Annotated in this window: 22 protein-coding genes; 3 read left to right on the forward strand and 19 right to left on the reverse strand. The window is 63.7% G+C overall.

The window, feature by feature from the left end; translation table 11 throughout:
• From trbL to AC1VV3_RS23810, 8 genes are all read right to left on the reverse strand, one after another.
• Nucleotides 1–1,305 (reverse strand): P-type conjugative transfer protein TrbL, encoded by a 1,305-nt coding sequence (trbL, locus tag AC1VV3_RS23775; protein ID WP_482963507.1) that lies wholly within the window; start codon nt 1,303–1,305, stop codon nt 1–3.
• 154 nt (nt 1,306–1,459) lie between these two features.
• Nucleotides 1,460–2,206 (reverse strand): P-type conjugative transfer protein TrbJ, encoded by a 747-nt coding sequence (trbJ, locus tag AC1VV3_RS23780; RefSeq protein ID WP_482963508.1) that lies wholly within the window; start codon nt 2,204–2,206, stop codon nt 1,460–1,462.
• 29 nt (nt 2,207–2,235) lie between these two features.
• Entirely contained in the window at nt 2,236–4,680 is a 2,445-nt protein-coding gene (trbE, locus tag AC1VV3_RS23785; protein ID WP_482963509.1) for a conjugal transfer protein TrbE, read from the reverse strand.
• Complete coding sequence (locus AC1VV3_RS23790; RefSeq protein ID WP_465128841.1) at nt 4,674–4,946, reverse strand: VirB3 family type IV secretion system protein; 273 nt, start codon at nt 4,944–4,946, stop codon at nt 4,674–4,676. The genes trbE and AC1VV3_RS23790 overlap by 7 nt, the downstream gene beginning before the upstream one ends.
• Nucleotides 4,947–4,954: 8 nt before the next feature.
• Nucleotides 4,955–5,224, reverse strand: coding sequence for a TrbC/VirB2 family type IV secretion system protein (locus AC1VV3_RS23795; RefSeq protein WP_482963655.1), 270 nt, complete (start codon nt 5,222–5,224; stop codon nt 4,955–4,957).
• 76 nt (nt 5,225–5,300) lie between these two features.
• Nucleotides 5,301–6,251, reverse strand: coding sequence for a P-type conjugative transfer ATPase TrbB (gene trbB, locus AC1VV3_RS23800; RefSeq protein WP_465128840.1), 951 nt, complete (start codon nt 6,249–6,251; stop codon nt 5,301–5,303).
• A gap of 44 nt (nt 6,252–6,295) precedes the next feature.
• Nucleotides 6,296–6,694 carry a CopG family transcriptional regulator gene (locus AC1VV3_RS23805; RefSeq protein WP_482963510.1) on the reverse strand — a complete coding sequence of 133 codons (399 nt, stop codon included), beginning with the start codon at nt 6,692–6,694 and terminating at the stop codon, nt 6,296–6,298.
• A gap of 2 nt (nt 6,695–6,696) precedes the next feature.
• Complete coding sequence (locus AC1VV3_RS23810; protein ID WP_482963511.1) at nt 6,697–8,769, reverse strand: conjugal transfer protein TraG; 2,073 nt, start codon at nt 8,767–8,769, stop codon at nt 6,697–6,699.
• 269 nt (nt 8,770–9,038) lie between these two features.
• On the opposite strand from AC1VV3_RS23810, the gene AC1VV3_RS23815 reads away from it, so the two are divergent.
• On the forward strand, nt 9,039–12,473 hold the full coding sequence (locus AC1VV3_RS23815) for an AAA domain-containing protein (RefSeq protein WP_482963512.1): 3,435 nt from the start codon (nt 9,039–9,041) through the stop codon (nt 12,471–12,473).
• 136 nt (nt 12,474–12,609) lie between these two features.
• Nucleotides 12,610–13,770: a Ros/MucR family transcriptional regulator gene (locus AC1VV3_RS23820; protein WP_482963513.1), complete on the forward strand. Its 1,161-nt coding sequence runs from the start codon at nt 12,610–12,612 to the stop codon at nt 13,768–13,770.
• 114 nt (nt 13,771–13,884) lie between these two features.
• Here the strand turns inward: AC1VV3_RS23820 and rlxS are convergent, their stop codons facing one another.
• The 9 genes from rlxS to AC1VV3_RS23865 form a co-directional block, all read right to left on the reverse strand.
• Complete coding sequence (gene rlxS, locus AC1VV3_RS23825; RefSeq protein ID WP_482963514.1) at nt 13,885–15,852, reverse strand: relaxase/mobilization nuclease RlxS; 1,968 nt, start codon at nt 15,850–15,852, stop codon at nt 13,885–13,887.
• Between the two features lie 279 nt (nt 15,853–16,131).
• Nucleotides 16,132–16,491, reverse strand: coding sequence for a hypothetical protein (locus tag AC1VV3_RS23830; protein WP_482963515.1), 360 nt, complete (start codon nt 16,489–16,491; stop codon nt 16,132–16,134).
• A 326-nt stretch (nt 16,492–16,817) separates the two neighbouring features.
• Nucleotides 16,818–17,459, reverse strand: coding sequence for a lytic transglycosylase domain-containing protein (locus AC1VV3_RS23835; protein WP_482963516.1), 642 nt, complete (start codon nt 17,457–17,459; stop codon nt 16,818–16,820).
• Nucleotides 17,447–18,031, reverse strand: coding sequence for a S26 family signal peptidase (locus AC1VV3_RS23840; RefSeq protein ID WP_482963517.1), 585 nt, complete (start codon nt 18,029–18,031; stop codon nt 17,447–17,449). The genes AC1VV3_RS23835 and AC1VV3_RS23840 overlap by 13 nt, the downstream gene beginning before the upstream one ends.
• Nucleotides 18,028–18,258, reverse strand: coding sequence for a DNA-binding protein (locus tag AC1VV3_RS23845; protein WP_482963518.1), 231 nt, complete (start codon nt 18,256–18,258; stop codon nt 18,028–18,030). The genes AC1VV3_RS23840 and AC1VV3_RS23845 overlap by 4 nt, the downstream gene beginning before the upstream one ends.
• Before the next feature lie 129 nt (nt 18,259–18,387).
• Entirely contained in the window at nt 18,388–18,594 is a 207-nt protein-coding gene (locus tag AC1VV3_RS23850; protein WP_482963519.1) for a cold-shock protein, read from the reverse strand.
• A 128-nt stretch (nt 18,595–18,722) separates the two neighbouring features.
• Nucleotides 18,723–19,622 carry a HEPN domain-containing protein gene (locus AC1VV3_RS23855; protein WP_482963520.1) on the reverse strand — a complete coding sequence of 300 codons (900 nt, stop codon included), beginning with the start codon at nt 19,620–19,622 and terminating at the stop codon, nt 18,723–18,725.
• 74 nt (nt 19,623–19,696) lie between these two features.
• Nucleotides 19,697–20,602: a HEPN domain-containing protein gene (locus AC1VV3_RS23860; protein WP_482963521.1), complete on the reverse strand. Its 906-nt coding sequence runs from the start codon at nt 20,600–20,602 to the stop codon at nt 19,697–19,699.
• A gap of 97 nt (nt 20,603–20,699) precedes the next feature.
• On the reverse strand, nt 20,700–21,020 hold the full coding sequence (locus AC1VV3_RS23865) for a DUF736 domain-containing protein (RefSeq protein ID WP_482963522.1): 321 nt from the start codon (nt 21,018–21,020) through the stop codon (nt 20,700–20,702).
• Nucleotides 21,021–21,900: 880 nt separating this feature from the next.
• Between AC1VV3_RS23865 and AC1VV3_RS23870 the strand changes: the two genes are divergently transcribed.
• The gene (locus tag AC1VV3_RS23870; protein ID WP_482963523.1) at nt 21,901–22,131 is read left to right on the forward strand and encodes a hypothetical protein; all 231 of its coding nucleotides are present in this window, start codon (nt 21,901–21,903) and stop codon (nt 22,129–22,131) included.
• A 227-nt stretch (nt 22,132–22,358) separates the two neighbouring features.
• Here the strand turns inward: AC1VV3_RS23870 and AC1VV3_RS23875 are convergent, their stop codons facing one another.
• Entirely contained in the window at nt 22,359–22,583 is a 225-nt protein-coding gene (locus AC1VV3_RS23875) for a hypothetical protein (RefSeq protein ID WP_465127135.1), read from the reverse strand.
• Nucleotides 22,584–22,740: 157 nt separating this feature from the next.
• Nucleotides 22,741–24,648: a ParB/RepB/Spo0J family partition protein gene (locus tag AC1VV3_RS23880; protein WP_482963524.1), complete on the reverse strand. Its 1,908-nt coding sequence runs from the start codon at nt 24,646–24,648 to the stop codon at nt 22,741–22,743.
• Nucleotides 24,649–24,668: the final 20 nt, after the last annotated feature.

Consider the following 24,668-nt stretch of genomic DNA (forward strand, 5'->3'; position numbering starts at 1 on the left):
TCAGTCGTTCCTTTCGCTAATGTCGGGGGAAGCGCCGCTGCCACCGCGGTCGCCTTGCTGGACGGCATGGATCGCAAGTTGCTGGCGATGGCGGGCGGTCTGCTCAGCGCGTAGGGCTTTGGCCCAAGCCGGTGGTCCGTCGCCGTCGCTACTTTCGCCGCCGTGAGCCGATTGTGTTTCGGGGGTGGCCTCGTGAGTAGCCCGCGCATGGTTCGTCCCCCCGCTGGATGGGTGCGAGGCATGATCGGTATGGGGAGCCGCACCGGCTCCGCCTGAACCGCCCTGCCCGCCGCTGCTGCTGCCGCCGCTTCCGGGAGATGGATGGCCACCGTGACCGCCAAGACCTTCGGCAGCCGAGGCTCCGCCACCCATCGAGCTTCCGGCACGCACACTGGCAAGCGCAGTTCCGGCAAGCCGCGCACCGCCGACGGCAGCGCCGCCGACAAGCATGGCGGCGCCGCCGGCGCCAACTACAGTTCCCACCGCCGCGCCGGCGCCGAGCTGCGGCGCGCCCGACCCAAGGCCGCTGGCGACCGAAGGCGCAAAGATGCCGAGCCCGAGCAGCGCGAGGCTGGCCAGCACCAGGCTCATGGCCTGCCCGACATCGGGTTCCTGGCCCTGAAGCGCGGCGATGAACTGGTCGAAGAAGTTCGATCCGATGCCGACAATGACTGCCAGCACCATGACCTTGATGCCTGAGCTCACGACATGGCCCAACACACGCTCGGCAAGGAAACTGGTTCGGTTCCACAGCGCAAAGGGCACGAGGATGAAACCGGCAAGGCTGACGAGCTTGAACTCGATGATGCAGACGAACATCTGCACGGCAAGGATGAAGAACGCGAGGATCACCAGCAGCCAGGCGATCAGCAGCACCGTGATCTGCAGGGCGTTCTGGAAGAAGCTGGTGACCGTAAGCAGCTTGCCCGCCTGTTCGAGCAGCGGCCAGGCTGCCGAGAAACCGGTACCGGCCAGACGTCCGGGCTTCAGGAGATCGTCGGCCGTGAGGACCCCGCCCCCGGCGGTAAGGCCAGCCTGCGCAAACGATCGGTAGATGATGTCGGCGAGCGTCTGGAAGCTGTTGATGATGAAGGTGAAGGCACCGACGTAGAGGATCTTGCGGATGAAGCGGCCGAGCACATTGTCCTCGCCTGCCAAGGTCCAGAACAGCGCCGCCAGGGTCACATCGATCGCGATTAGCGTTGCCGTCAGGAAGCGCACATCGCCGCCCAACAGGCCAAAGCCGCTGTCGATGTAGCGGATGAAGGCAGTCATGAACTGATCGATGATGTTGAGGTCACTCATGTACGGGTTCCTCGAAAACAGGCGCGCGTCAGGGTGCCGCGGGGCACGGCCGGGGATGGAGCACGTGCCCCGCGGCGCGGCGGCCGGGTGACCAGTCCGCCGCCGCAAGCCGCCTCGAAGAGACAGAACCCGAGGCGGAAGCGATCGAGTGAAGCTAATTCGGCGTGTAGGCCGTTCCGGTGCCAAGGAACTTGGCGGTTGCCACCTGTGCTTCGGCGGCAGCCTGCGCACGATTGGCCTCGGTGATCGCCTGCGCGCGGTACTGTGCGGCCATCAGCTGCTGGATCTGGAACTGTTGCTTGGCCGTCAGCGCCAGGAGCTGGTTGGTTGCCTGCTGGGCCTGGAGCGATCCCTCGGCGCCCTGGCTGCGCTCGACGAGCGCATTCAGCGTCGTCATGTCCGCCTCTACGTTTTCGGCGATCTGCGCCTGCATCGTCACGGTATGCTGGTAGGAAGAAACCTCGGTATCGAGCCGCGTGCGCGCAGCGGTAACCTGCTCGTTGAGCTTGAGCGACTGGCTGAAGGCGTCGGGGTAGAGCGCTGCGTACTGCTGGCTTGCGCTCGAGACCTTGAACTGGATGCCTTGTGCCTGCCCCATCAGGACGTCGATCTTCTGGAGCGTCTGGGTCAGCGCCTGAAGCTCGGGAAAGCTCACTTTCGTGAGGTTCTTCGCCTGGTTGGCCAAGCTGGTCGCCTGGTTCTGCAGCGACTGGATCTGGTTGTTGATCTGCTGGAGCGCCCTCGCCGCCGTCAGCACGTTCTGCGCATAGTTCGAGGGATCATAGACGATGAGGGCCTGCGCCGGCTGGCTGCCGAGCGTCAGGTCTGCAGCGATCCCGCCAGCAGCCAGGACGGCAAACGCTGCCAGGCCGGGCATGGATTTACGAAACTTCTCCTTCATGGTGCTTCTCCTCAGTTTGAGAGGGATATTCAGACGGCGAGCTGTGCTTCAGCGCCCGGGAATGAGCTGATGAAATCGGTCGCCCATCCGGCCGGCGTGCCGGCCAGGAAGTGGGCGAGGAAATCGTCCGGTCCATGCTCGGCCAGGATCGCGTCGATCCGCTTCTGGGCCGCAGGATCGGACGATCCGCACAGAGCCAAGGCAAGCGGCCCCAGGCCGAGCTCGAACAGCCGGTTTCCACGCGCGGATTGCAGGTAGTAATCGCGCTTGGGCGTCGCGCGGCTGATGAGCTCGACCTGCCGGGCATTCAGACCGAAACGCTCGTAGATCTCTCGGATCTGCGGCTCGATCGCGCGATCATTGGGGAGCAGGATGCGCTGCGGGCAGCTTTCGAGGATGGCCGGCGCGATGGGAGAATTGGCAATGTCGGACAGGCTCTGGGTGGCAAACAGCACCGATACATTGCGCTTGCGCAGGACCTTGAGCCATTCCCGGATGCGTGCCGCGAACAGTGGATGGTCGAGGAATATCCAAGCCTCGTCGAGCACCAGCAGTGTCGGCCGGCCATCGAAACGCTCCTCGAGCCGGTGGAACAGGTAGGTCAACACCGGCGCGACAACACCGGCATGGCCCATCAGCGCCTCGGTCTCGAAGCACTGGACATCGGCGAAATGGAGCGCGCTTTCCGAGGCATCGAGCAGGCGGCCGTATGGTCCCTCGATCGTGTAGGGCGAAAGCGCCGTGCGCAGCGCATTGGATTGCAGCAGCAGGACGAGGCCGGTGATGGTCCGCTCGCCGCCCGGCGCGGTCGAGAGGTTGGTGAGCGCCGACCAGACCTGATCCTTGACGTCGGGAGTGACGATGACGTTTTCCTGCGTCAGCAGGGCGACGATCCATTCGGACGCCCAGGCACGCTTCGCGACGTCATCGATCTCACGCAGCGGCTGGAAGGCGAGACCCTGCCCGGCATCGGTACCAAGCCCGAGCGCATGGTGAGCACCGCCGCAGGCCAGCACCGCTGCGCGCGCTGACAGCCCTTTGTCGAAGATGTAGACCTGCGATCCGGCATAACGGCGGAACTGGAGGATCATCAGCGCCAGCAAAACCGATTTGCCGGCGCCGGTTGGCCCGGCGACAAACATGTGGCCGACATCGCCGACATGAGTGGAGAGCCGGAACGGGGTCGAGCCCGACGTCCGCACATGGAGCAGCGGGCTCCCGCGCAGATGGGCATTCTCCGCGGGTCCTGCCCAGACCGAGGAGAGCGGCATCAGATGGGCAAGGTTGAGCGTATGAACCAGCGGCTGACGGACATTGGCGTAGACCTGCCCCGGCAGCGAGGACAACCATGCCTCGACCGCGTTGACGCGTTCGCGAATGGTGGTGAAACCGAGGCCGCCGAGGATCCGCTCGATCTGCCGCATCCGGCCCTCGACCACATCGCGGCGCTCGTCGCTGACCGTGATCGTCGTCGTCAGATAACCGAAGGCGACATGATCGCCGCCCAGCGCCTGAAGCGCGAGATCGGCATCGACGACCTTGTTGTCGGCATCGCTGTCGAGGAGCTGGGCCGGGCTGTTGTAAAGCACCTCTCGCAACATGGCGGTCAGCGACTTGCGCTTGTTGAACCATTGCCGGCGCAGCGAGGTCAGGACCTTGGTCGCCTCAGCCTTGTCCATGGCGATGAAGCGGCTGACCCAGCGGTAGGGAAAGTTCTGCTGATTGAGGGCATCGAGCAGCCCCGGGCGGCTGAGCGGGGGAAAGCCCAGCACCGAGATCGTGCGCAAGTGCCGGTCGCCGAGCATTGGCTCGAGCCCGCCGGTGAGCGGCGTGTCGACGATCAGGCCGTCGAGATACATCGGGGTTTCAGGCACGCGGACCGGATGCCGGCGGTCCGAGATAGTCGCGTGCAGGAACGTCAGCAGTTCGCCGCTGCCCAGCCCGCGAACCTCCGGCATGAAGCCCGCAAACAGATCGAGCGCCCTATCCGTCTCGCCAATGAACCCGCCGAGCGCCTCGCGCCAGTCGCGGCCCTTGGCCTCGTCGGCGCGGTCGACCAGCCGCCGCCCCGCCGCGTCCTGGCTGTCAGCAGGCGGCATCCAGGCGAGCGTCAGGTAAAAGGCGCTCTCAAAATGCTGGCCCTCGGCCAGGAAGGCCGCACGGCGCTCGCGATCGACGAGCCACGAGGCCGGATCGGGAAAGGCATCGTCGGGGTAGGCCATCGCCTCGCGGCGCTCTGCCTCGAAGAACAACGCCCAGCCCGATCCGAAGCGGCGCAGCACATTGTTCGCGCGTGCTGCGATCGAAACGAGCCCGGCTTCAGTCGAGGATTCGAGATCGGGTCCGCGGAAAGCCAGCACCCTGAGGAAGCTGCCGTCCTTGTTGAGCATCACGCCCGGCGCCACGAGCGCGGCCCAGGGCAGATGGTCGGCCAGGCGCCCTGCCCGGCTGCGGTACTCGGAAAGGTTCAGCATGAAAGGTATCCCCGCTGGCGCAGATGGCGCAGGAGCACGGGCGCGAAATCGGGATCGCGCCGGGCTGCAAGGACGGCGAGGCTGTGCCCCGCCGCCCAGATGACAAGGCCGGCCAGCCATTGCTGGAGCCCGAGACCGACCGCCATGGCGAGCGTGCCGTTGACGATGGCGATCCCGCGCGGCGCACCGCCGAGCAGGATCGGCGCGCCGAGGCTGGCATGGATCGGGACCTCGAAGCCCTCGATGGGCTGGCCGGCGCCCATCATCGAGATGGTCATGCGATCAGGGCTCCGCCGCCGAAGCTGAAGAACGAGAGGAAGAAGCTCGAGGCGGCAAAGGCGATCGAAAGACCGAAGACGATCTGGATAAGCCGCCGGAACCCGCCGGCGGTCTCGCCAAAGGCCAGCGTGAGGCCAGTGACGATGATGATGATGACCGCCACGATCTTGGCGACGGGCCCCTGTACCGATTCCAGCACCTGCTCGAGCGGCTGTTCCCAGGGCATGCCCGAACCCGAGGCCCAGGCAGAGGTCGTAAGCGACATCGATGCAGCGACCAGCACCGCCAAAGCGAGCGGGGTATCCTTCGGAAATCGGCTAATCTGAAACGACTTCATGGCGTCATTCTCCTTCTGGCAGTGAGGGGGCAAGAAGCTGGGTGAGCCGGTATTCGCCGCTGGCGGCATCGAAGCCTTCGACGCGGGCGATCTCGGCAATGCGTCGGGCAAGACCGCGTCCGGAAATGAAGACGATGAGATTGATCGACTCGCCGATCAGCCGGTGTGGGACGGTAACGACCGCCTCCTGGATCAGGCTCTCGAGACGGTGCAGCGCTGCCGCTGCCCCATTGGCGTGGATCGTGGCGATCCCGCCGGGATGGCCGGTATTCCAGGCCTTGAGCATATCGAGCGCTTCGGGCCCGCGGACTTCGCCCACGATGATCCGATCGGGCCGCAGACGCAGCGTCGAGCGCACGAGATCGCCGATCGTCACGTGCCCCGCCCGCGTGCGCAGCGCGACGGTATCGGGCACCGGGCTCTGGAGTTCACGCGTGTCCTCGATCAACACCACGCGTTCGTCGAGCTCGGCCATCTCGGCGAGGAGCGCATTGGCAAGCGTGGTCTTGCCGGACGAAGTTCCGCCGACCACCAGCAGGTTGAGCCTGCCCAAGACCGCGCCGCGCAGCAGCCTCGCGGCGCCCTCATCCATGATGCCGTCGGCGACATAGTCGGCGAGCGTATGAATGCGCGCAGCAGGCTTGCGGATCGCAAAGCATGGGGCATGCGCCACCGGGGGAAGCACACCCTCAAAGCGTTCGCCGCCGCCGCCTTCATGCGCAGGAAGTTCAGCCGAGACGATCGGCCGGTCGCCATGGACTTCGGCGCGGGTGTGACTGGCCACGAGCCGGACAATCCGCTCGACCTGATCGGCGGGCATGCGGATCTCAGTGTCGACCCGACCCCCGCCCAGGATATCGACACGGAGCTTGCCATCGGGATTGACCATGATCTCGATGACGCGGGGATCGCCGAGTGCCGCCTCGATCGCCGGCCCCAGCGCGGTGCGCAGCATTGCATGCTTGCGGGCGGCGGCTTCTGCGCCGTGTGTATGGCCGCTCACAGCACGCTGTCCTTGTCGAGCGTGCGCTTGCCGATCGCCAGCTGACGCGCGACCTGAGAGAGGAAGGCTTCGAAGCGCGCCGCAGCAGCAGCCCGGCCGGCGGCATCATTATCGGCAAGCGGCGGATTGATCGCCAATTCGTAGCGGATGAAAAGCGCCAGCGTCTCAAGCTCGATATGGCTGTCGCGCAGGAGCCGGTCGAGCAGTTCGGCGATCCGATCGAGGCGCCGCGCAAAACGGTCCTCGAGTTCGCCTTTGCCGCGCTTATCGAGCCAGACCGTCAGCGCCTGCACGAGGATGTCGGATTTGGTGACACCGGGCCGGCTTGCCTCTTCAAGGAGGCGCGCGCTGAGCGATTGCGGCAGGAATAGCTGATAGCGAACTTTGTCCGTCATGATCAGAGCTCCAGATCGAACTGGTCGGCGCGCTGCACCGAGCCGAGGGCATATGTGACGCGCACGAGCCGCTGCTGCGCGGCCTGGTCGATGACGCGCTTGTCCGCGGCCGGATCGTCGACATCGGCAACCAGACCGAGCGGATCGGTGGCAACTTGAGGCTCCTGTGCGGGGACGTCGCCCTGGACGTCGGCCTCGACGGCGGGCGCCTGATCCATTCCGCCCGTAGCAACCGGCTTGCCCGTCGTCTCATCGTCCTCGGCCTCAAGATCGGCGGTCGGCGGCGCCAGCCTGTCGTCGACTCCGCGAACCTGACCGGACCAGTCGTTCTTGCGGGCAGCCGGCGCATCGGCGTAGCCCTTTGTGCTGAGCTTCGGCGGCTCGATTGCTCGCTCGGCAAAGACCGGTTCTTCGAAATAGCGCAGCTTCGTCGCCCTGATCGGCGGTGCACCGGATGCGAGCACCAGTTCTTCGCCGGGATTGAGCTGCATGACTTCGCCCGGCGTCAGCAAGGCGCGGGCTGTTTCCTGCCGGCTGACCATGACGTGCGACAGCCAGGGCGCAAGGCGGTGCCCTGCATAGTTGCGCATGGCGCGCTGCTCGGTCGCCGTGCCCAGAGCATCGGAGAGCCGCTTGGCGGTCCGCTCGTCGTTGGTAGCAAACGCCACACGCACGTGGCAATTGTCGAGGATCGAGTTGTGCTCGCCGTACGCCTTCTCGATCTGGTTGAGGCTTTGGGCGATGAGGAAAGCACGAACACCGTAGCCGGCGAGGAATGCGAGGCTGGTCTCGAAGAAGTCGAGCCGGCCGAGCGCGGGAAACTCGTCGAGCATCATCAGCAAACGGTGGCGACTTGCACCCGCATGCCCGGTGCCGTCCTCGAAACGCAGTTCCTCGGTGAGGCGCCGACCGATCTGATTGAGGATCAGGCGGATCAGCGGCTTTGTGCGGCTGATGTCTGAGGGCGGCACGACCAGGTAAAGCGATGCCGGGTGTTTTCCGTCAACCAGATCAGCGATCCGCCAGTCCGATGCAGACGTTACGGCGGAGACGGTGGGGTCCCGGTAGAGGCCGAGGAACGACATGGCCGTGGAGAGTACGCCCGATCGCTCGTTGACGGACTTGTTGAGGACTTCGCGCGCTGCCGAAGCCACGACCGGATGAACCAGCGGTGCTTCCATCGTGCCGAGGTGGTTCGTCGACATCATGGCATGGAGCGTGTTGGCAAAGCTGCGCGCCGGATCGGACAGAAACGTCGCGACCCGGGCGAGCGTCTTTTCTTCTTCGGCATAGAGGATGTGCAGGATCGCGCCGACCAGCAGCGAATGGCTGGTCTTTTCCCAATGGCTGCGCCGCTCAAGCGCGCCTTCGGGATCGACAAGGATGTCGGCGATATTCTGGACGTCGCGGACTTCATGAACGCCACGCCGCACTTCGAGGAGCGGATTGTAGCGCGCCGACCGCGCATCGGTCGGGTTGAAAAGCAGGCAATGCGAGAAGCGCGCGCGCCAACCGGCCGTGAGTTGCCAGTTCTCGCCCTTGATGTCGTGAATGACCGCAGAGCCGGACCAGCCCAGCAGCGTCGGAACGACCAGGCCCACGCCCTTGCCCGAACGTGTCGGCGCGAATGCCATGATATGCTCGGGCCCGTCATGGCGCAGGTAGTCGTCTCCGAACCGGCCGAGGAATACGCCCTGCTCCGCCAGGAGGCCGGCTTTGCGAACATCCTGACGCGTTGCCCAACGGGCAGAGCCATATGTGGTTACATTGCTGCGCTGACGCGCGCGCCAGACTGAACCGGCGATTGCCGCGCCGCAGCCGACGAGGCCGCTGGACGCCGCGATACCACCGGCCTTGTCGAAGACGATCGGCGCATAGGCGTCAAATTCGAACCACCAGACGAAGATCGCCCAGGGCGCGTAAACGCGAAGGCCCGCGACTTCGCACCACGGGTCACCCAGTTCAGGCTGGTAGGCAAGCTCGGCCGCCGCCCACTGCGTTGCCAGCCAGACACCGGCGAGGACGATCGCAAACACGATCGCCATCTGTCCGATGAGGAGTTTGGTCGGTGTCATGAAGGTCTCCGCCCGCCCCGGGACGCATCCTCGGGCGCTCGGCGAAGACTCTCGAAAAAGGGCGCCGGTTCACAGACCCCGTCTGGTGCACCGAGATGTCTATCGGATGCATTTCAAATTGGAGAGCAAGACTTTCGCGCTCCTGTTACCGACTAAACGAGCGATGAAGACGGCCAAACTCAAACCACATCGGACGATTCGTTGGACGGGCGATTGATTACTCGATTTTAATCATGACAATGCCGCCCTCCAAAGGCATGCGGCACATCATGACGAGCGATACTGAGAAGGTTACGAAGTACTGGCGCAACTCGCTGGCGGATGGAGAACTGGGCCGCGGCACCTTCCGTCTGGATGATCTGAACAAGTTTCGAACCGTCGATCACGACAGCCTCAATGCCGGCCGCCTGCCTCATGAGCTCGCTGCAGCCCTGTTTTCACGCGATGGCGGCCCCGACGACACGCGCGCCACTATTCTGCGCCCGTTCGCCTTTGCTTCGCGTACCGAACGGGGCCAGAAGCGCGGCAGCCTTCCCGAAGTAGTGACGCCGATCGCAACGCGCATGACCGTCACCCGCGACGGCCGGCTCATTCGCCCCGTCAGCAGCGTGGTCCCGCGAGACATTCTCGAACCGCTGCATCGCATGGCCTTTACGGTCAGCACGGTCGACGCGCTCGACACGTTCATCACGACGAACCCGCTCTCCGACGATTGCGAATGGCAGGACTATGCCGCGCATTGCGAAGCGCTGATGGAAACCGTGGCGTCAGCGCTGGAGGAGGATCCGCGCTTCGAGCTGCTCCCGCACGGATATGTCCAGGAGTCGAACGGACACGGCAGCATATCGGCCAATGTCCTGGCGCTCTATGACCAGATCGAGCGCGACGGTGCGCACGGGCCGCTTCTTGCCACTTTTGCCGGGCAGAAGGACCAGCAGACCGAGCCATGCCTTCCGGAAAACGCGCGCTTTGCCGACCGGCTCGGACACTCCAGCGATACCTATGCATTGGCGCCGGCGCAGCGTGACGCGCTCGCCCATCTAACGGTATCGCAGGACGGTGAAGTTCTCGCCGTCAACGGCCCGCCCGGCACAGGCAAGACTACGATGTTGCTCTCGGTCATCGCCACGCTCTGGGCAAAAGCCGCGCTCGAACAGGGCGATGCGCCGCTGATCGTCGCAACCTCGACCAACAATCAGGCTGTGACCAACATCCTCGATGCTTTCGGCGCCGACTATGCAAGGGGCAAAGGGCCCTTCGCCGGCCGGTGGCTGCCGGCGCTCCGCAGCTTCGGAAGTTACTTCCCCTCCAAGCTGCGCGAGGCAGAGGCCGCTAGGAGCTATCAGACCGCAGCCTTCTTCGACCGCCTGGAGGAAGGCGATCAGGTCGAGCAGTGCCGCCTTTCCTACCTCGACGCGGCAGCGAAGGCATTCCCTCACCTCGAACACATGACTGTCGGCGCCGCGGTGGCGGCACTGCACCAGCGCCTGGTCGAGCAGGCCGGCATGCTGAGTAGGATCGAGCAGGCTTGGCAAGATCTCGTCGAGAAGCGAGCCACGCTGCATGCGGAACTGGGACCCGACCCCCGGCAAACGCGCGCCGACCGCGCCAGCGCTCTCGAAGGCGCGGAAAGCGAGTTGCACAGGGTCGAAGCCCTCTCGAGCCTGTGGGATCAGCATCAGGCATCCGAGTCCATGCTCCTTGCCCTGCTTGGCTGGCTTCCCGCGATCGCAAAACGCAGGCTCGCCGGAGCCAGAGCGGCTCTGGGATCAACCTGGCCTGGCCCACTGCCGGAATGGGAACATTTGAGCGAGATCACGGCATCGGTGAGGAAGCATGTCACTGAGGCGCAATCTGCAGTGAGCGACAGCCTTGCATCGCTCAGCCACGCCGATGCCTTGGTCTCGCAGGAGTCCTCCGCGCTCGGGAGCTGGGCCGAGGCGCTGTCCGTTCTCTCCGTCACTGCGGAAACAGCGGCGAGCATGACGCTCGCCGATGCCGACGAGGCAGCGGACCGCTTGCTCCGCTTCCCGATCTTCCTGACCACGACGCATTACTGGGAAGGTCGCTGGCTGCTCGACATGGCAGCCGATCCGGATATCCCGGCCAAGCAGAAGAAGACCGGCAGGATCCCCATGACCGCGCGGTGGGCGCGCCGCATGAAACTGACGCCCTGCGCCGTCTCCACATTCTACATGCTGCCACGGCTGCTCTGCGCGAGCCGTTTCCACGACGGCGATTTCTTGCCGGACTACCTCTACGGTCAGATCGATCTGCTGATCGTGGATGAGGCGGGCCAGGTCACCCCCGAAATTGCCGGAGCATCGTTTGCCCTGGCCAAACGCGCTCTCATCATTGGCGACACCGCACAGATTGAACCGATCTGGAGCGTGCCGAGCCGGATCGACGTTGGCAACCTGCGCCAGGTCGGGCTCATCGGCGCCGATGACAATGGCGCGGATGTTGCAGCGTTCCTCGAGACCGGGCGCGCCTCCTCTTCCGGCAGCGTCATGCGGATCGCCCAGCACACGTCCCGCTACCACCAGGATGAAGACCTCGAACGAGGGTTGATGCTCTATGAGCATCGACGGTGTTTCGACGAGATCATCGGCTACTGCAACGACCTCTGCTACCGCGGAAAACTGCAGCCAAAGCGCGGCCTGAAATCAGAAGCGCGCGCAAACGACGGCCTACCCGCGATGGGATATCTCCATATCGACGGGCGCTGCGATACCATTCCCGGCGGCAGTCGGCGCAATGCCCTAGAGGCCGAAACGATTGCCCGCTGGCTGGCCGAGCGTCATGCGGAACTGCTGGCGTCATACCCCGGCAAGCGTCTGGGCGAGATCGTCGGCATCGTAACGCCGTTTGCGGGACAGGCCCGGGCGATCACATCGGCGCTGGGACGCCAGGAAAGCCTGGCGGGTGCCGACATCACGATCGGCACGATCAATACCTTTCAGGGCGGCCAACGGCCGGTAATCCTGTTTTCGCCCACATACTCCAAGCATGCCGATGGTAATTTCATCGATGGCAAGGCCAGCATGCTCAATGTCGCGGTATCGCGGGCCATGAACAGCTTCCTGGTGTTCGGCGACATGGACTGCTTCTCATCAGCGACACCGGGCAGCCCGCGCGGCCGCCTGAGGCACCGGCTTCTCGCCCATGACGGTAATCGCCTATACTTCGATGCGCCTGCACGCCCCGATCTTTCGCGCGAGGCCGGGCTAGTCCACCTCACCGATCTCGATGCGCACGATGGCTTCCTCCGCGATGTTCTCGAAGAATGCCGCAAGGACATTCACATCGTCACGCCCTGGCTGACCGACCGCGGTCTGCAGGGCGCAAGAATTGTCCCCCTCATCGAAGCTGCGGCAAACTCAGGGATTGCGGTCACGGTCTACACCGATCGCGCCTTGAACGAATGGCGCGGCAAACAGGACAAGGGCGCTCTGGCCAGCTTTGCCAGTGCCAAGCAATACCTCGAAGGAGCCGGTGCTACAGTCATCGAGGTGAAGGACGTGCACAGCAAGATCGTAATGGCGGACAACAACGTCTATTGCGTGGGCTCCTTCAACTGGCTCAGTGCGGCCCGTGAAGGGAGTTTTGTCCGGCACGAGACCTCGCTCGCCTATCGCGGTTCCAGCGTCTCATCTGAAATCGAGACCATGAAGGACAGCTTGAGGAAGCGCGCGATCGTTTGACCACGCGAAACTACCCAGACAATGCCGTCTAGCGACGAGAAAAATGGTTCAGAACGACCACTATAAACCGCTTTACTTGACGAAAGAATGGGAAGACAAAGGCGCCCCTCACAAAAGCCCATAAGAGGGACCTTCCATGCCCGAGAACGAGCAGTCTGAGCTCGCCCGCCTCACAGTCGAACTGCTGAGCGCCTTCGTCTCCAAAAACGCTGTTGCCAGCGAAGATCTGGCTGGTCTGATCGAGACCACGCGCGCAGCGCTGGCCGGAAAGACCACCGCCACGGCGGTTGAGACGCCGGAATACAAGCCGGCGGTATCGATCGAGGAAAGCCTCGCCTCGCGCGATCATATCATCAGCCTGATCGACGGCAAACCCTACCGGGCACTGAAGCGGCATCTGGCCAACAACGGCCTTACTCCGGAAGAGTACCGCGCACGGTACCACCTTCCGGCCAACTACCCGATGGTTTCGCCAAGCTATTCAGAACAGCGCCGTGCCTTTGCAAAGGCATCGGGGCTTGGCGGTAGCAGTGCTGCAGCAAGCAAGGCTCCAGCCACATCCAAGGCCCCGGAAACCCCTGCGCCGGCAGCGGCAAAAGCTGGGAAGCCCGCCGCCAAAAAGGCGGCATCACCGAAGACTGCGCCGGTTGCCAAGACCGCTGCGAGGGCGGCAAGCAAGACGGCCGGCAAGGCGGCGCCCGCAGCTGCTCCTGTGGTAGCGGCTTCTGCTGCCAAGGCCACGACCTCGAAGCCCACCAAGGCCGCAGCGAAGCCCGCTGCCAAACCAGCCCCCAACCTTGCCGTCGCGCAGGATGTAAAGCCCGACGCTGAGAAGGCAGCCGAGACGAAGAGCAAGACGGCTGTCCCGGCAAAGGCTGAAAGCAAGCCTGCTCGCCGTATGGCACGCCCGCCCGCCAGCGCTGCGCCGAAAGCCGCCGCCAAGAACGCCACCCCGTCGAAGGCAGCAGCCTCTGCCAAGACACCCGCCAAGGCCGTCAAGAAGGCGGCAGGCACTCTTGCAGCAGCCACTGCAGCAATCGCGGCTATCGAACCTGCAGTGAAGGTCCCAGCGGCAAGCGAGCCTGCGGAGGCGAAGGCTGCCAAGACGGCAAAGCCCGCCGGGGAAAAGCCGGCCTCAGCCAAGACCAAGGCTACGACCGCAAACAAGGCAAAGTCGACGGCACCGAAGAAGAAGCTGGGGATCAAGGTTCCTGGCGTCGAGAAGCCTACGGACGCACCGGCAGCGACCGCACCCGCTGTATCGGCAGAGCCGAGCACTGCAGACACGCAGGCCTGAAGTCCAATGCATACCGACGCTCGGTTGTTGGTCTGAAACACAGTCGGGGCGGTCATCCAATGCTGGATGGCCGCCCCGGTCGTTTCCGCTATCGGAAATCCACTTCCCCGCAGATCATGAAATCTCCGGTCCCGGCCGGCCCCGGCCGAACTGCCAGTTGATGCCGGCTTCGCGCATGATCCCGCCCGCCTGCTGCCCAAGATGCTTTTCGAGGACGGCCCGCCAGGGGACCAAGGTGAATTCGTGACTCCGCTCGATGAGCGCGAAGCGACCGGACACGCCTTCGATCCGCCGGCTTAGTTTGCCCTGGATGCGGTCTCCCGACTTTGCTTCCGAGAACTCCTTGCCAAGTTCATCGGTAAGGCGCGCCGCAATGCGGAGCAGTTCGCGTCTCTGCAGCAGGGCGAGCGTGTTCTGCCTTAGCCGAACACTGGTTGGCGAAACGTCGGCCAGATCCTGCTCGACCAGCCATTGCCGGCGCTGATCCAGCCCCGCGCGGACCTCGCGCCCAAACCCCGCGTCCCTGAGCGTCAGACCGGATGGCGCTGCGAGTTCTCGATCAAGCCAGGTCGCCCCTTCTGTTCCCGCCATTCTCCCGATGTCGCCAGCGCCCAGCACTTCGATAGCGACGGGCCGCCCCCGCACATCCCGCCCTTCGAAGCGCTCGGCAACCTCCAGGTGGTCGGGCGAAATGCGCCATGATCCATCCAGTTCGCGGCTGACGTCGAGCCCCGCTCGCCGCATCGCTTCAAGCCTGCGTACATGCGTTTCTGCGAATGCAGGACTTGCGCTGCGATCCTGGCGTTGGTGCAAGGCAGGCGAGTATCGCCCGTCATTCGCCCGCGAGACCTCCAGCACGGTCCGATCGATATCGCGCACTTCGGCAAATCGCGGCATCACGCGAACGATCGCCTGTCGCGGCAACTGCTCGACCGCATTCGCCGTGCCGATGTCGACAAAGTGCGAGCGCCCGTCGATACCGTCGACAAGCAGATAGTGGCGATCTCGGTGTTCATCCGCCAGCCCTCGGCAGATCACTCTTCCCACAATGGGCCCGGCTTCGGGCGAATAGATGCGCTGCTCGCTGCGCTCGAGCTTTGCGCGCGTGACCTCGCGCTGCATCAGGCGGATGATGTCGCCGCGCTCTCCCATTGCGCGCAGCGTATCTTCCATCCCACCGGCCAGTCGCCAGCGGCCATCGCCGAGGTCCTCGGCCAGATCCATTCGCTTTAATGCCTGAAGGCGCCCGGTCTCCAGTGCCTGGAAAAGCGGGCCGCGGTCGTGGGGGGAAACGCATCGCTCGAGATCCATCCGGCCCACAAGACGCCGATCGAGACCGGTGAAGCGTTCGTGCTCCATTTCCTGGCGCAGCCGCGCCTCGATTTCATGCGTAGTTCGCGGCCCGAGATCGAGCGACATCAGTTCGACCGCGCGCTCGCGAAGACCGTGCGAAATGTAGTCGCGCGCGATGACCAGGTCCTTGCCCTTATCATCCATGCCGCGCAGCACGATATGCGTGTGCGGATGGCCCGTATTATGGTGATCTACCGCGACCCACTCGAGCTTAGTTCCAAGGTCCTTTTCCACCTGGCTCATCAACCGGCGAACGAACGGCTTGAGGTCGCCGTACTGGTCGCCGTCTTCGGCCGAGACGATGAAGCGGAACTGGTGGCGATCGTCTTTCGAGCGTTCCAGAAATTCGCTGCCGTCGGCGCGATCGTTTTCCGGGCCGTATAGTTCGCCGCGCGCGCCCTCCTTCGTGACCCCGTCGCGCTGAATGTAGCGCAGGTGGGCCTTCAGTGCCCGCGCGCTACCGCTGCGCACTTTGACCAGCCTTGTCTTTACGACCACACGCCGGGCCCTGTATCCGGCAAGTCCGTCCCGGCTTGACAGGGCCCTGCCGACAGCGGCTCCTCGCCCGATCCGGCTGCCAATGAATTTGCGGCCTCCCTTGGCGCCCCCGATCAGTCCGGCGGCGATCGCCACGCGGCTCGCATACCGCATAGCCTGCTTTCCCGCCTTCTTGCTACCGGCGTTACCTTGTCGACCCAGGCGCGGCTCGAAATCATCGTCGAAGTCCATGAAAGGCCTCCTCCAGCTACCGTCTCGCGGCAGTCTCGCCGGCAATACGACCGTCTCGTGATAAAATGATGTGTAGACAGAGAGTTAAGCGTGTCGCGAGACACGCCTTCTATCTTGTTGTACCGCCGACCTCCGCCACTTACCCGCCATCAAGCCCATATCCCCGCACTTGGGCCGCCTTCTGACTCCGGTACAGGGAACGCCGCCCTGAACGCAGACAATGGCCGGGACGCTGGTACCGGATCACCCACGTCCCGGCTGCAACTTCTCGCGCTGCCCTCATCGCAAGGATGCGTAGGCCGCGTGCGCTTCACCCTCGCTTGCGCAATTGCGCCGCGCAACGAGCCCCTGCGCTCGCCCCCCGCCATCCACAATGCTCACCGCTGCGAACCAGCGCCCATCGAGCCGCCCCAGCACGGCCACCCGATCGAGCTCGCCATCCTCCTCCTCGCCGTATTCCCAAGCGCCTAACCAACGCTCGCACACCCGCGCATCCCATACAAAATCGCTCTCCTCCGCTCCGAGAAACCGCGCCGCTAATGCGCCTGCCGCACCGCGCCCGAACTCGATTTCGAGCCCTGCCACCAGCTTCGCCATGACCTGATCCGCCGCAGCCGAGATGTTCACGTAAGCAACCATGATAGTCTCCTTCGCCTAAGCATCCCCGCCGTTCGAGGACCCTCCCCGGACGACGGTTGGCGCGGCGGCTGTCAGGGCCGCACCGGCTTGCCGGTGCGCCGCGAAGCGGCGGCGGAGGAACCGATTTTGTTGCAGGAAAACAAACAAACTCGCGCGCGAAGCGCGCTCATTCTCTGCAGCAAAATTGGAGGGGCCGCCGGCCTTTACAGCCGTCGCACAGACCGTCACGCTGGTAAATCCGAGAGAGGTGTTGACCTCTCGGCCTCGCGCATGATTTGCAGACAAGCTCTGTCCGACAAGACCAGCGGCCTTCCATCACGTAGCGATCAGGGCACTGCGCGGACCGCAAACATCGGATCGACGTCCGGCCCGGTGTCGTCCGCTGTCACCCTGCCGTCCGAACCACCTCTGCCAATGGCGATGAACATCGTATGCCGGGCGGGAGCGTCGATCCGGGGGCTCGGATCGATCGCGGCGCCGTTTACCCCCGCCGCTATTTGCGCAAGATAGCTGCGCGTCTCTGCGGGAAGCGACTGCACGCCTGCAAGGTACTTTTCGTACCGGGAGGGTCCCGCATTGTAAGCCGCAAACAACCCGGGATAACCGAAGCGATCGTATAGTAGTCGCAGGTAGAACGTGCCTGCCAGAATATTGTCGCGTGGGTCGTCGGGATCGTTTCCGAGCCCGAGACGGGCCCGCATCTCCGCCCAGGTCCTGGGCATCAGCTGCATCAGTCCCATAGCGCCTTTGACGCTGCGGATCGGACGGCCTCCCAGCTGTGTGCGCCCCCGGCTTTCGGCACGCATGACCTGCGCGATCCAGCTGGATGGCACGCCGAACCGGGTGGACGCCTCGGCGATGTGGGGAGCCCAGCGCACGATTTCCTCGGCGCCCGCGGCGCTTGCGGGGCAGGCCGGACTTGCCGCAACGATCGCTGCGAGGGCGATCAGACCTTTTAGCGCGCCCATATCCGCCTCGCCGGTCCGATGATGTCCGCGCTGCCCGTGATGCCGAAATACCGACCGTCGAAGGAGTCCGGACTATCCTTCATCAGCAGGAAATACTGACCGTGACGCAGCCGCCAACATCCTTCCCACCAAGGCATCGGACGACCCTGTCCGTCGCGCAGCCGGCGCTCGACAGTCGGCGCCCCATCGATGAAAATCAGGCGCCCCACCGCGCAGACTTCGTGGCCCTTCGAAGCGGCGACACGCTTTACCAAGGGAACGTTGCTGGGCAGATAGCGACGGGTTGCGGCAAATTCCCGCCAGGCATAAGGCATGCGCGCAATGACCGTCTCCCCAAGCTGGACATCCCGTTTGCGATTTACCCAATAGAGCCCCATTGGGGCACTTGGGCTGGCATTCCAGACCAATAGCGGTGCCGGTGGCAACGACGCCGATCCGCCGAGAGCTCCTACCCAGAAGCCGGCCAGCACGGCTAAGATCAGGCGCCTCCGGAAGCGGCGCTTCTCGGCGCGTTCCTGCGTTCCCAGCGGCTTCAGCGCTGCCTCGCTGCGAGGGGTCACCAGCCCGCTCACCGGCGGAATGCCCGGCCGGAGTTGGCTTCGCTCCAGGCATCTAGATCGTCGATGTGGTACTGGATGAACCGGCAATGTCGGCGGTAGATCGGGCCGCCGCCGCACCGCCTGAGCCTGAGCAGAAGGCGGATGGATATTCCGAGATAGTTGGCAGCTTGGGGCGTGTTGAGGAACGGGGAGCCGCGCTTTGCGCGCTGCGCCCGATCGATCTCGTCAGATTTTTCCATGGTGTCCCTTCCATGCATCGGGCGACACCGGGCCGCCCGTCAGGGACACTCAAATGAAGGACAATCCGCCGGTCAGGCAGAGTCGAAAACGGCTATAGGCAAATTCGACTCCCGAGTGCTCAGCGGCGCTCAGTCCTCCACCAGATTGATCGCGGACACCTTTCCGTTTCGCGCGACCAGGACTTCATAGTAAATGCGCTGGCCGGCCGTCAGTGTCGTCAATCCCGACGCCTCGACCGCCGACAAATGGACGAAGAAATCGGCGCCGCCATCGTCTGGCGTGATGAAACCGTAGCCTTTTCGCGCATTGAATGTCGCTACCCTGCCCTTTGGCATGCATGCCCCCTATTACGGGAGAATGGTTTTCCAGATGGCCTTCTGCGTCAACCCGGTGGCGCGCGCGACGCGGGGTCGTGTAACAATCCGGCACACCGGCAGTCGCAGGAAGGAAGCTAGGAACCAAATCAGAATTCAGACAATCGCTTTTCCGCGATGGCTTGAACTGCTGCTTGAAGTGCCTGCACCCGATCGAAAGTCCAATCCAGTTCGGCATCGTTGATCGCGTAGTGGGGAGAATATCGGCCTTTGATGTAGGCCAAGTGCAGGAGCTCGAAGCAGCGCTTCGCAAATTGGTCCTCGCGAGGCCAGATCGGGATCAGATCGCGCGCAACATTCTCGGCACGACCGCGCAGGAATTTGAGGTGGTGCGACAGCGGGCAGTGAAGCGTCTTGACCGCCAGGATAGCCTGATAGGATTGCTCGGCAGCCTGATGAAGCTGGAACGCCGCATGGTTGTTCGCTCTCCGCGACAGGGCGAAATCCGCCATATCGAGGAAGATCTTGGCACTGTCGAACCACTGACGATAAAGCTGCTGGGTTTGCAGGCGAAGTTCATCGCGACCGATCTTTCGGGGCGTTGGGAACTGCATCGAGCCGCATTGGTAGAGGGCAATTCCCCTGCGCAATACGTCGACAAAAAACGGGCGTCCGTGTCCGAGTTGCCGGTTGAAGTCTTCCAGCGAGTGAACGATCAGGTTTGGGTGCGCCGATAGGCGCGTGGCAATCGAATACTCACGCGCGAGTGCGTCCTTCGCCTTGCTCCATTGATCGACTTCGTCGGCTAGCCGCTCGTGATTGACAATGACCAGGATATCATAATCCCATGCATGACCGGCCATCGGGCGGGCATCCCAGTCGGCACCCGCATAAGCACCATAGAGAATGACACTCAGGATCCGGCCCCGCCTTTTCCAGGGCTGTGTTGCGCGCGCGATGAGGTCCTCGAATTCCGAGAAGATGATCTGGACTATCCGGTCGAGGTCGCTTCGCTTCTGTCCGGGTAAGTGGCCAAGATCAGTCTTCATAATCACCTCGCGTCAGAGCGTTCGGTGGGAGACTCCAGCCACCGATGAATACCCTACGCAGGAGACCACTCTTTTCAGTCCAGCGCTTTGCCCAGGTGCTTCTCACAGATCGACCTGACCTCGGTTTCGAGCAGTTCGATGCGCTCGACCAACCACTCGAGTTCGACGTCGCGTATGACGTAGTGCTCGGAGTATCGGCCTTTCACGTAGGCTTGATAGAGCAGTTCCCAGCAGCGGTTACCGAACTTTGTATCACGCGGCCAGACTGGGATGAGATCGCGGGCAATGTCTTCGGCGCGGCCGCGCAGAAACTTCAGGTTATGCGACTTAGGACTGTAGAGTTTAAGCACCAGCAGCACTGCGTGGTAAAAGTTTTCCGTCGCCTGATGCAGAATGAATGCAGCTTCATTTTGCATACCATCCGAGACGGCAAACCTCCCCATCTTCAGGTAGTTGGCGGCACTTCCAAACCACTTTTTAAAATGGTTCTGCGCCTCGATATGGGCAAGACCTGTATCAAGGGGCTTGGGCATTTCGAACTGCTGGGCTTCCAGTTCGTACAGCACGATGCCCTCGCGCACGATGTCGACGAAGAACGGCCGTCCGCGCGCAAGCTGGAAGTTAGCGTCCGCCATCGAATGGATGGTGAGCCCGACAGGTGCGGAGATCACTTTGGTAATGTCGTATGCGCGATTGAGGTGGTCCTTGGTCTTGCCCCAATACTCGGCTTCATCGGCAAGGCGCTCGTCGCTGACCACGACGAGAATGTCGTAATCGGAATAATACCGGCCGACTGGATCTGCGACCCAATCGCCTCGCGCGTACGAACCGTAGAGGATCACTTTCGTGATCCGACCCTGCTTCTTCCAGCCCTGGGTTGCCAAGGCCAGAACGTCCTCGAATTCATGGAAGACGATCTCCACCACACGCTTCAGGTCTGCGCGCTTTGCTTCCGGGAGATGGCCTAGATCTGTCTTCATAATCACCTGATTCTAGACGAGTTCGGGGCGAGAACAACACTTGTGTTGGGCCCGAAAAGAAGAAATCCCCGCGCCGGATCGGCGCGGGGACTGGTTATCAGTCGGCCGGATTCCAGATGATCGCGAAGGTGTCCTCGTCGTCCCGGCCTGCGGCTCGCCCGAGATTGGCGTAGAGCCGGCGGGGACCGAATTCCGGTGCCGCCAGGCTTAGCGAAACGTAGTCGTTGCCTGAGCTCTCGCTGCGGCGCAGCCACCCGGCGCCGACCTCGACCCCGCCCGAGGAAACCCGGTAGTCGGGCTGTGCGTCGCTGGTCTTGCGCGGGTTGGGGGTGATCTCGATCTCGGCGCGGATCGAGAGGGTGCGAAGCTGGCCCTTGAAGCTGTGACCATCGCGCGTGACATATCCGATTGCTGGCATTGTTCGTCTCCTGACTGGGTCGTCCCGGACCTATTTCCCGGACGATGGCAGACCGGCAGGAACGGCTCGCCAGGGTCCGCGAACCCTTGGGGCGAAGCGAATGCGAAGGACCGGAGCCGGCAGCTTATTTGCGAGCGAAGCGGCCGCGAGGAGACCGCCCTGCGGTCGGGGAAATAAGTTGCCGGGCGATGGTTTCGACGGGACCGCGACCGCTTCCAGGTCATTGCCTTTCGGATCCGGAAATGGGTGCGGACGCCCGGGCTCGGGAGCACAAAAGAATGCCGGCAATCGGATAAATCTCTTGCGCACGGCCAGTCAGCTTCGGCCGGCTTGCAGCCGGCGTTTTCGCGTCGATCGATTACCCCCCAACCCGCGCAACGCTAGGCGAGGCACAGACCTACCGCATTCGTTCGGGCAGAGTCGAGGTCGGCGGCGGGTGATTGCGCCCGCGGGATAGCACCAGGACACAGCACCTGTCGCTCAGCCTCGTGGCGGACGCGAATTACGCTTCCCGCGCGCTGCCCATCTTCAGGGCACGCGAAACGGGCTAGGACGACGGGGCCTGCGGAGCAGTCAGATCGGGATCCGGCCGACTGATAGCCAGTCCCTGCGGTTTCGGTCGGGCATCCATCCGCAACGCCGGGCAGGTTCATTCGGCAGAGGTGAAGCGGGCGCCCGCGGCCTGGGGCGTCATGACGCCGCATCGTGGACCGCGACAAGCGACGGCAATGCAGCGCCAGGTTGGAACAACGCAGGATGCGAAGCAGAACCCGCCAGCCTCACCCGAATTGGGTATCGCGAAGTTGCCACAGAACAATGCTATTCGGCGCGGGCGCGACCAAGTCGGGAAACACGACGCAAGGGGCTGGAGGAGCCTGAAGTGGACATCTATACCTTGAAGTTCCCCGGTGACGGGAATGCGGCCGCCTTGCGTCTCGACTTCGATGCCGAAGACGCCGCCGAAGCGCCGGTAACCGCCCACCGGAAGGCGAGCGATGTGAGGGCCGGGCGTGCCGCCGAACTGTGGCAGGGAACTCGCAGGCTTTGCACCATCCAGCATGGATCGAACCCGGGCGAAAAACCGCCATCAATGCGTTTTCAAACGGCCTGATACGCCAGACCGGCGAGCGCTGCCATTACGGGAAAGACCGCCCCGGGGGGCATTGGGGCGGTCCCCCTTAAGGGTTGTTGCGATCCGGGCAAAACGAGGCGCCCGATCGCATCCGCGCCGCTAGCCACGCTGCGGCTCCGGCAAAACAGGCTTTCGATCAACTGTTGGCCTGACGGGGCGATCCGCTTTTCGCATCGCTGCCCTGACCTAGCGCCTGTTGCGTTGCGTCAGTGCCGGCGGGTGACGAGGCGCGTTTCGCCGCAGAGGCTGCACGCGCCTTTACTGCGCTCGAAGCGATTGGCTCCGACCAGTTCGCGGGCCACCTGTTCCACATGACCTGGCGGCGACAGATCCAGCGTCTGGGCGATGCAATCATCGCAGACAGGCTCCGGAGCGAGACGCGAAACCAGTTTTTCGATGGCTTGAAGTGCGCTTGTTTTAACTTCGGTCATTGCTTTCCATGGGTGCCATCGGCGGGGCTCGACGGCAATGAACCTTTGCTATCAGCGGCGAGGCCGCGCCTGCCAGGGCGCGGCCTCGCCGCCGAAATTTTTTATGGCCGCAACAAGATCCGCCGGAGGCGGAACGGTCCGCCTCCGGCCCATTTCGTCAGGCAGCTAGCCGGGAGCCATCGCCCTCCCTCTCCCCGTCACGCTCATTGCTATCGGCAATGCCGGAGCCGTGCTCGCCCGAATGAAATTCGTCCTCGCCAGGATCCGGGGCGGACACCTCGAACGCCCGGCGATGCGCGTCCACCGTGCCGACACCGCCCCGCTCGGTGTATTGAGAGGGCGGAAACGCCATCCAGCGCGGCACCCAGCCTTCGCGCTTCACGCGCCCGTCTGTGCCTGCAAGGTGGTCGCGGATGATGCCTTTCAGGGTCTTGCCCTTCTCCCTGCCGTTCGCGCTCGCAACTACCTCGCCCGCAACTTCTCCCACCATCGCGAGCAGGACTTCACGGTCGCGCAGTGTATCGAGGAAGGCCGCATCCGCCTGCCACCAACCCGCCATCGGGACAGTCATCTCCATGCCGACCGTTTCCACTGCCGCACTTCCCGCCGCAAGGCTCTCGCCCATCACCACGGTCAGGATTTCCATGACCATCTCGTCGGGAAGCTCGATGAGCCGTGCAAACAGGCGGCACAAATGCCGCGGCGATCCGCGCATGCCGTAGCAGGTTCCACCGGTCACACCCCCGCCAATAACAGTCGGCTCGTCGTCGGGCAGGTTCAGCAAGGCGAGCACGCTGCGGCGCGCGGTATCGAACACCGCTTCTGCCCGCGAGGTCTCGACGCTTTCCCTGACCGCGTCGCTTTTCACTGCCTGCGGTTCAGAGACGATCCGCCAAAGCGGCGATCCGGCGATGGCATGGGCTACCATGAGGCGGAGGGCAAGGCCCGGACGGCCCAGCAGTTCGGCGCGCACGGCGGCGTGGCGGTGCAGGTCGATATAAGTCTGGGTGATCGAAGTCAGTTCGGGACGCGCCGCCTTGCCAGCCGCGCCTTCGTCATTCCCGGCGCCACCATTTTCCAAGCTGGCCTTGGCAAGCCGCACGGCCTCCTTGCGCGAGAGATACCCCTCATGAATGACGACTTCGCCATTGGCGCGCACGTCGAGGTAGACCCGCCCGCCCCTGCGCTTTGCGGTCTTCTCATGCTCCCACGAATGGAAGTGACTTTCGGGAGGAAGCACGACAGCATCTGCCCAGCCAGCCTCGAGGTAGGCCAGCCGCCTTTCTTCGATGGCGGCGTTCTGGAGGTCCCAGAATGCTCCCGTATCAACGAAATAGGCATCGTCCCCGAACAGGTCAGCGATGGTGGAAAGCCCGCTGGCTTCGACATCGAACAGCGCATGGCCAGTGGGCACTGATTGCCCCCCGAAGAGAAATGCTTTCAGCTGGAATCCGCGAGGAGCAAAGGCATCGGGATCGTCGGCGATGGCAAGCCATGTCTTCTGCTGCGCCTTCGAAGCCAACGTGAGGTGACGCACGGTCGCTGCGTCGATTTCCCCGGCGCGGTACATCTCCCGAATACGCGGGAGGAGATTGCCGAGTGCGAGAATGCGCTTCACCGCCAGATCGGGGAGGCCGAAGGTCTGGCCGATCTCCGCAATGCTGCGCCCTTTGCTCACCAGCCGCGTGAAGCAGGTCCAGCGCGAGACTTCATCGGGATCTAGCCGGGCGATGTTCTCGATCAGCGAGGCCTCGACCGCGCTCGCATCGTCGGCATCGTCCAAAATCGCACAGGGCAGCAGCGTCGCCTCGTGCTCCGGCTCTCCGGCCGCCGCGCAGGCCGCGAGCCTTTCGGCTGCGACCAGCTGTGCGGCATGAAACCGGCGGCATCCGGCGACGATCTCGTAATGGCCGGCTTCACAGCCCGGCCGGACGAGAACGGGCTGCAGGACGCCGCGCGCCCTGACGGTCGGCAAGATGTCCGACACGTCGGGGGCCTTGCGCGCGTAGCGCATGTTGGCTTTGCTGACGGCAAGGTTGCCAAGCGCAATAAACTCGAGTCTCATGGTGGCACTCCATATGTGAG

This window comes from Novosphingobium sp. BL-S-34 (assembly GCF_056857015.1).

Excerpts from the sequence above, each read along its gene's own strand:
- AC1VV3_RS23790 (WP_465128841.1), bottom strand. The coding sequence starts at position 4,946 with ATGATGGGCGCCGGCCAGCCCATCGAGGGCTTCGAGGTCCCGATCCAT.
- AC1VV3_RS23855 (WP_482963520.1), bottom strand. The coding sequence starts at position 19,622 with ATGAAGACTGATCTTGGCCACTTACCCGGACAGAAGCGAAGCGACCTC.
- rlxS (WP_482963514.1), bottom strand. The coding sequence starts at position 15,852 with ATGGACTTCGACGATGATTTCGAGCCGCGCCTGGGTCGACAAGGTAAC.
- AC1VV3_RS23850 (WP_482963519.1), bottom strand. The coding sequence starts at position 18,594 with ATGCCAAAGGGCAGGGTAGCGACATTCAATGCGCGAAAAGGCTACGGT.
- AC1VV3_RS23830 (WP_482963515.1), bottom strand. The coding sequence starts at position 16,491 with ATGGTTGCTTACGTGAACATCTCGGCTGCGGCGGATCAGGTCATGGCG.
- trbB (WP_465128840.1), bottom strand. The coding sequence starts at position 6,251 with ATGCTGCGCACCGCGCTGGGGCCGGCGATCGAGGCGGCACTCGGCGAT.
- trbJ (WP_482963508.1), bottom strand. The coding sequence starts at position 2,206 with ATGAAGGAGAAGTTTCGTAAATCCATGCCCGGCCTGGCAGCGTTTGCC.
- AC1VV3_RS23835 (WP_482963516.1), bottom strand. The coding sequence starts at position 17,459 with ATGGGCGCGCTAAAAGGTCTGATCGCCCTCGCAGCGATCGTTGCGGCA.
- AC1VV3_RS23820 (WP_482963513.1), top strand. The coding sequence starts at position 12,610 with ATGCCCGAGAACGAGCAGTCTGAGCTCGCCCGCCTCACAGTCGAACTG.
- AC1VV3_RS23875 (WP_465127135.1), bottom strand. The coding sequence starts at position 22,583 with ATGACCGAAGTTAAAACAAGCGCACTTCAAGCCATCGAAAAACTGGTT.
- AC1VV3_RS23805 (WP_482963510.1), bottom strand. The coding sequence starts at position 6,694 with ATGACGGACAAAGTTCGCTATCAGCTATTCCTGCCGCAATCGCTCAGC.
- AC1VV3_RS23845 (WP_482963518.1), bottom strand. The coding sequence starts at position 18,258 with ATGGAAAAATCTGACGAGATCGATCGGGCGCAGCGCGCAAAGCGCGGC.
- AC1VV3_RS23860 (WP_482963521.1), bottom strand. The coding sequence starts at position 20,602 with ATGAAGACAGATCTAGGCCATCTCCCGGAAGCAAAGCGCGCAGACCTG.
- AC1VV3_RS23880 (WP_482963524.1), bottom strand. The coding sequence starts at position 24,648 with ATGAGACTCGAGTTTATTGCGCTTGGCAACCTTGCCGTCAGCAAAGCC.
- AC1VV3_RS23795 (WP_482963655.1), bottom strand. The coding sequence starts at position 5,224 with ATGTCGCTTACGACCTCTGCCTGGGCCTCGGGTTCGGGCATGCCCTGG.
- AC1VV3_RS23810 (WP_482963511.1), bottom strand. The coding sequence starts at position 8,769 with ATGACACCGACCAAACTCCTCATCGGACAGATGGCGATCGTGTTTGCG.
- AC1VV3_RS23815 (WP_482963512.1), top strand. The coding sequence starts at position 9,039 with ATGACGAGCGATACTGAGAAGGTTACGAAGTACTGGCGCAACTCGCTG.
- trbE (WP_482963509.1), bottom strand. The coding sequence starts at position 4,680 with ATGCTGAACCTTTCCGAGTACCGCAGCCGGGCAGGGCGCCTGGCCGAC.
- trbL (WP_482963507.1), bottom strand. The coding sequence starts at position 1,305 with ATGAGTGACCTCAACATCATCGATCAGTTCATGACTGCCTTCATCCGC.
- AC1VV3_RS23865 (WP_482963522.1), bottom strand. The coding sequence starts at position 21,020 with ATGCCAGCAATCGGATATGTCACGCGCGATGGTCACAGCTTCAAGGGC.